Below are 4,401 nucleotides of genomic sequence, written 5' to 3'. Positions count from 1 at the left end.
ACAGATCGTCGGCGACAAGACTCTTCCCTTCAGCGATCACGAGGCGGTCGCCGCCGCGCTTTCATCGAGGGTGGCATGAACGCAAAGCCGCTATGGACCGTCGCTGAGGTCGCCCGCGCGCTGGGCTCGAGCGAGACATTTCCGGATACGCCGATCAGTTTCGTCACGCAGGACAGCCGCCTCGTCAAACCGGGCAGTCTCTTCATTGCGCTGTCGGGCACGCCGAGCGGCGGCTTCGTCTCGAGCTTTGCCAGCGCGCGCGACGGCTGGGAATTCGCGGCGGGCGCGCAGGCCGCCGGCGCGGTGGCGATGATCGTGCCGAGGAAGATAGAAGGCGTCAGCATCCCGCAGCTGATCGTGAAGGACACGCTGATCGACGGCCTCTGGGCGCTCGGCCGCGCCGCGCGCGCGCGCTACGGGGGCCCCGTCATCGGGCTCACTGGCAGCGCCGGCAAGACGTCGACCAAGGAATTCATCGGTGCCTATCCGAATGCCTTTGCCAGCCCTTCCAGCTTCAACAATTTCTGGGGCGTGCCGCTGACGCTGTGCAACGGCGATCCCTCGGCCAGCGTCTGGGTCGTCGAGATGGGCATGAACCAGGTCGGCGAAATCGCGCGCTTGTCCGAACTCGCACGGCCGACGGTGGCCCTCGTCGTCAACGTGCAGCCGGTGCATCTGGAAAAGCTCGGCAGTCTCGAAGCCATTCGTCGCGAGAAGCTGTCGATTGCGCAAGGCCTGCCTGAGGACGGCGTCTTGGTGCTGCCAAACGACGTCAGTGCGCCGGAATGGCGCGGCAAGACCATCCGCTTCGGCGCCGGTGCGGAAGTGCGCGAGGTGAAGCATGCTGCGCGCGGCGAGAGCTGGGATGTGACTGCCGATGTCGCGGGCAGGCAGGTCGCCTTCAGCCTCACGCCCGGCGCACCGCATCGCCTGCACAACGCGCTGGCCGCGCTCGCCTCCGTCCACGCCGCCGGCCTCGACGCCGCGGCGCTGGCGCCGGAGCTCAACGACGTCGGCATCATGACCGGGCGAGGCGTCGAGCAGACGGTCGCCGGCGCGACGCTGATCGACGACAGCTTCAACGGCAATCCGGCCAGCATGGTCGCCGCGCTCGACAGCCTGAAGGCCCGCCCCGTCGCACAAGGTCGCCGCATCGCCATCCTCGGCGACATGCTGGAGCTTGGCGAGGAGGCGCCGTCCTATCACACGGGGCTCGCGAAGCATCTCGAGGGCATCGACGGCGTTTATTGCGTCGGCCCGCTGATGCACCACCTCTACACGTTGCTGCCCGGGGACAAGGGCCTCGGCTGGCACGAGGACCCGGCCACGCTGGAGCCGCAGCAGGTGGCGAGCCTGCTCCGTGGCGGCGATGTCGTGGTGGTCAAGGGCAGCAAGAAGATGTTCTGGGTGAACAAGTTCGTACCCAGGCTGGTTGCCGCGTTGCAGGCAAAGGCGTAAGCGCGCACATGGCTCACGCAAACTTTCAACCCGCCATGAGTAGCCCTTGGCGCGGGGCCGTGGTTAAAGGGCGTCTCGCCTTTGCGGCACAACCGCGCCAGCGGCATGGGGCATATTGAATGCTATATTGGCTGATCACGAACACGGAACTCGGATTCCTAAAGGGCCTCCTCAACGTGTTCCGCTACATCACCTTCCGCACCGGCGGGGCGATGGTGACTGGTGCGCTGTTCGTGTTCCTGTTCGGACCGTGGATCATCGATCATTTGCGCCTGCGTCAGGGCAAGGGCCAGCCGATCCGCACCGACGGCCCGCAATCGCATCTCATCGCCAAGAAGGGCACGCCCACCATGGGCGGGCTGATGATCCTGTCGGGCCTCGTGGTCTCGACGCTGCTGTGGGCCAACCCGGTCAATCCCTATGTCTGGATCGTGCTTGCGGTGACGCTCGGCTTCGGCTTCGTCGGTTTCTATGACGATTACCTGAAGGTCACCAAGCAGTCGCACTCTGGCTTCGCCGGCAAGCTGAGGCTGTCGATAGAGGCCGTCATCGCGCTCGCCGCCTGCTACGCGCTGGTGCGGCTCGGCCGTGATACGGCGTCGACGTCGCTGGCCATCCCGTTCTTCAAGGACCTCGTCCTGAACTTCGGCTGGTTCTTCGTCATCTTTGGCGCCTTTGTCATCGTCGGCGCCGGCAATGCCGTGAACCTCACCGACGGCCTCGACGGTCTTGCCATCGTGCCGGTGATGATCGCGGCCGCCAGCTTCGGCATGATTGCCTACCTCACGGGCAACGCCGTGTTCTCCGACTATTTGCAGATCAGGTACGTCGCCGGCACCGGCGAGCTCGCGGTGCTCTGCGGCGCGGTGCTGGGCGCCGGTCTCGGTTTCCTCTGGTTCAACGCGCCGCCGGCCTCGATCTTCATGGGCGACACCGGCTCGCTCGCCCTCGGCGGCATGCTCGGCGCGACCGCCGTCGCGGTGAAGCACGAGATCGTGCTCGCCGTGATCGGCGGCCTGTTCGTGCTGGAGGCCGTTTCCGTCATCGTCCAGGTGGTGTCGTTCAAGATGACCGGCAAGCGCGTGTTCCGCATGGCGCCGCTGCATCATCATTTCGAGCAGAAGGGCTGGACCGAGCCTCAGATCGTGATCCGCTTCTGGATCATCTCGGTGATGCTGGCGCTCGCCGGTCTGTCCACGCTGAAGCTGCGTTGAGCGCTTCATGATCCCCGTCACCTCGCTTGCCGGCAAGACGGTCGCCGTCTTCGGACTCGGCGGTTCCGGTCTCGCCAGCTGCCACGCGCTGAAGGCCGGCGGCGCCGAAGTCATCGCCGCCGACGACAATCCCGACAATGTCGCCAAGGCCGCGCAGGCCGGCTTCATTACCGCTGATCTGCGCATGGTCTCATGGGCCAATTTCGCCGCGCTGATCCTTACCCCCGGCGCGCCGCTGACGCATCCCACGCCGCACTGGAGCGTCTTGATGGCGCGCCAGGCTGGCGTCGAGGTGATCGGCGACATCGAGCTGTTCTGCCGCGAGCGCCGCCGCCACGCGCCGGACGCGCCCTTCGTCGCCATCACCGGCACCAACGGCAAGTCGACCACCACCGCACTGATCGCGCATCTAACCAAGTTTGCCGGCTACGACACCCAGATGGGCGGCAATATCGGCACCGCGATCCTGTCGCTGGAGCCGCCGCGCATGGGCCGCGTCCACGTCATCGAGATGTCGTCCTACCAGATCGATCTTGCGCCCTCGCTCGACCCCTCCGTCGGCATTCTGCTCAACGTCAGCGAGGACCATATCGACCGCCACGGCACGCTCGAGCATTACGCCGCGGTGAAGGAGCGCCTCGTCGCCGGCGTGCAGCCGGACGGCACCGCCATCGTCGGCGTCGATGATGGTTGGTGCCGCAACATCGCCGACCGCCTCGATCGCGCCGGCAAGAACGTCGTGCGCATCTCCGTGAAGAACCCGCTCGCCAGCGGCATCTATGTCGAGCGCGAGACCATCGTGCGCGCCGATGGCGGCGCGCGCACCGAGATCGCGCGCTTAGGGGGCATCGGCTCGCTGCGCGGCCTGCACAATGCGCAGAACGCGGCCTGTGCTTCCGCTTGCGCGCTTGCCATGGGCATCGGCACGGAGACACTGCAGAACGGCCTGCGCAGCTTTCCGGGCCTCGCCCACCGCATGGAGCAGGTCGGCCGCCGCGGCAATGTGCTGTTCGTCAACGACTCCAAGGGCACCAATGCCGACGCCGCCGCGCATGCGCTGTCATCGTTCGGCGAGATCTTCTGGATCGCCGGAGGAAAGCCGAAGGCCGGCGGCATCGCGGGCCTTGCCGGCTATTTCCCGCGCATCAAGAAAGCCTACCTGATCGGCGAGGCCGCGCCGGAATTCGCCGCCACCCTCGGCGAGCGCGTTCCGCACGAGATTTCCGGCACGCTCGACGTTGCCGTCGCCAACGCCGCCCGCGATGCCGAAGCCTCCGGGCTAGCCGATCCCGTCGTGCTACTCTCGCCCGCCTGCGCCTCCTTCGACCAGTACCGCAACTTCGAAATCCGCGGCGCCGCCTTCCGCGACCTCGTCACCGCGCTGCCCAGCGTGAAGCCGGTGGTGTGACTCACTTGTCGTCACCCGCGAAGGCGGGTGACCCGGTATCCCAGAGACGCCTGCGATTGACCGAGAAGCCGCGGCGTACTAGATACCCCGCATGCGCGGGGTATGACGACTGACTTTGCAGCGGCATTCCGGCTTCGTTCAAATCATCCCCATCCCATTAACCCCCCGGTAACCAACCTCCGCCACCAATGGGACAGACCTCTGCCCATTGGGGACATCCATGATCTCCCGCGAAGAACGCACGCCGCTGTCCGACTGGTGGTGGACCGTCGACAAGCCGCTATTGGGTGCGATCTTCGCGCTGATGCTGACCGGCGTGAT

At 66.3% G+C, this 4,401-nt stretch carries 3 protein-coding genes; all 3 read left to right on the top strand.

Annotated features, from left to right (window positions below; all coding sequences use genetic code 11):
• Nucleotides 1-75: 75 nt before the first annotated feature.
• The 3 genes from ACT4OC_RS09610 (at nucleotide 76) to murD (ending at nucleotide 4,080) form a co-directional block, all read left to right on the top strand.
• Nucleotides 76-1,458, top strand: coding sequence for a UDP-N-acetylmuramoyl-tripeptide--D-alanyl-D-alanine ligase (locus ACT4OC_RS09610; protein WP_444838742.1), 1,383 nt, complete (start codon nucleotides 76-78; stop codon nucleotides 1,456-1,458).
• A 119-nt stretch (nucleotides 1,459-1,577) separates the two neighbouring features.
• Nucleotides 1,578-2,672 carry a phospho-N-acetylmuramoyl-pentapeptide-transferase gene (mraY, locus tag ACT4OC_RS09605; protein WP_444838741.1) on the top strand — a complete coding sequence of 365 codons (1,095 nt, stop codon included), beginning with the start codon at nucleotides 1,578-1,580 and terminating at the stop codon, nucleotides 2,670-2,672.
• Between the two features lie 7 nt (nucleotides 2,673-2,679).
• The gene (murD, locus tag ACT4OC_RS09600) at nucleotides 2,680-4,080 is read left to right on the top strand and encodes a UDP-N-acetylmuramoyl-L-alanine--D-glutamate ligase (protein WP_444838740.1); all 1,401 of its coding nucleotides are present in this window, start codon (nucleotides 2,680-2,682) and stop codon (nucleotides 4,078-4,080) included.
• Nucleotides 4,081-4,401 lie beyond the last annotated feature (321 nt).

Source organism: Bradyrhizobium sp. (assembly GCF_052389815.1).
GTDB lineage: Bacteria > Pseudomonadota > Alphaproteobacteria > Rhizobiales > Xanthobacteraceae > Bradyrhizobium.
This window is presented reverse-complemented; position numbering and strand designations above follow the sequence as displayed.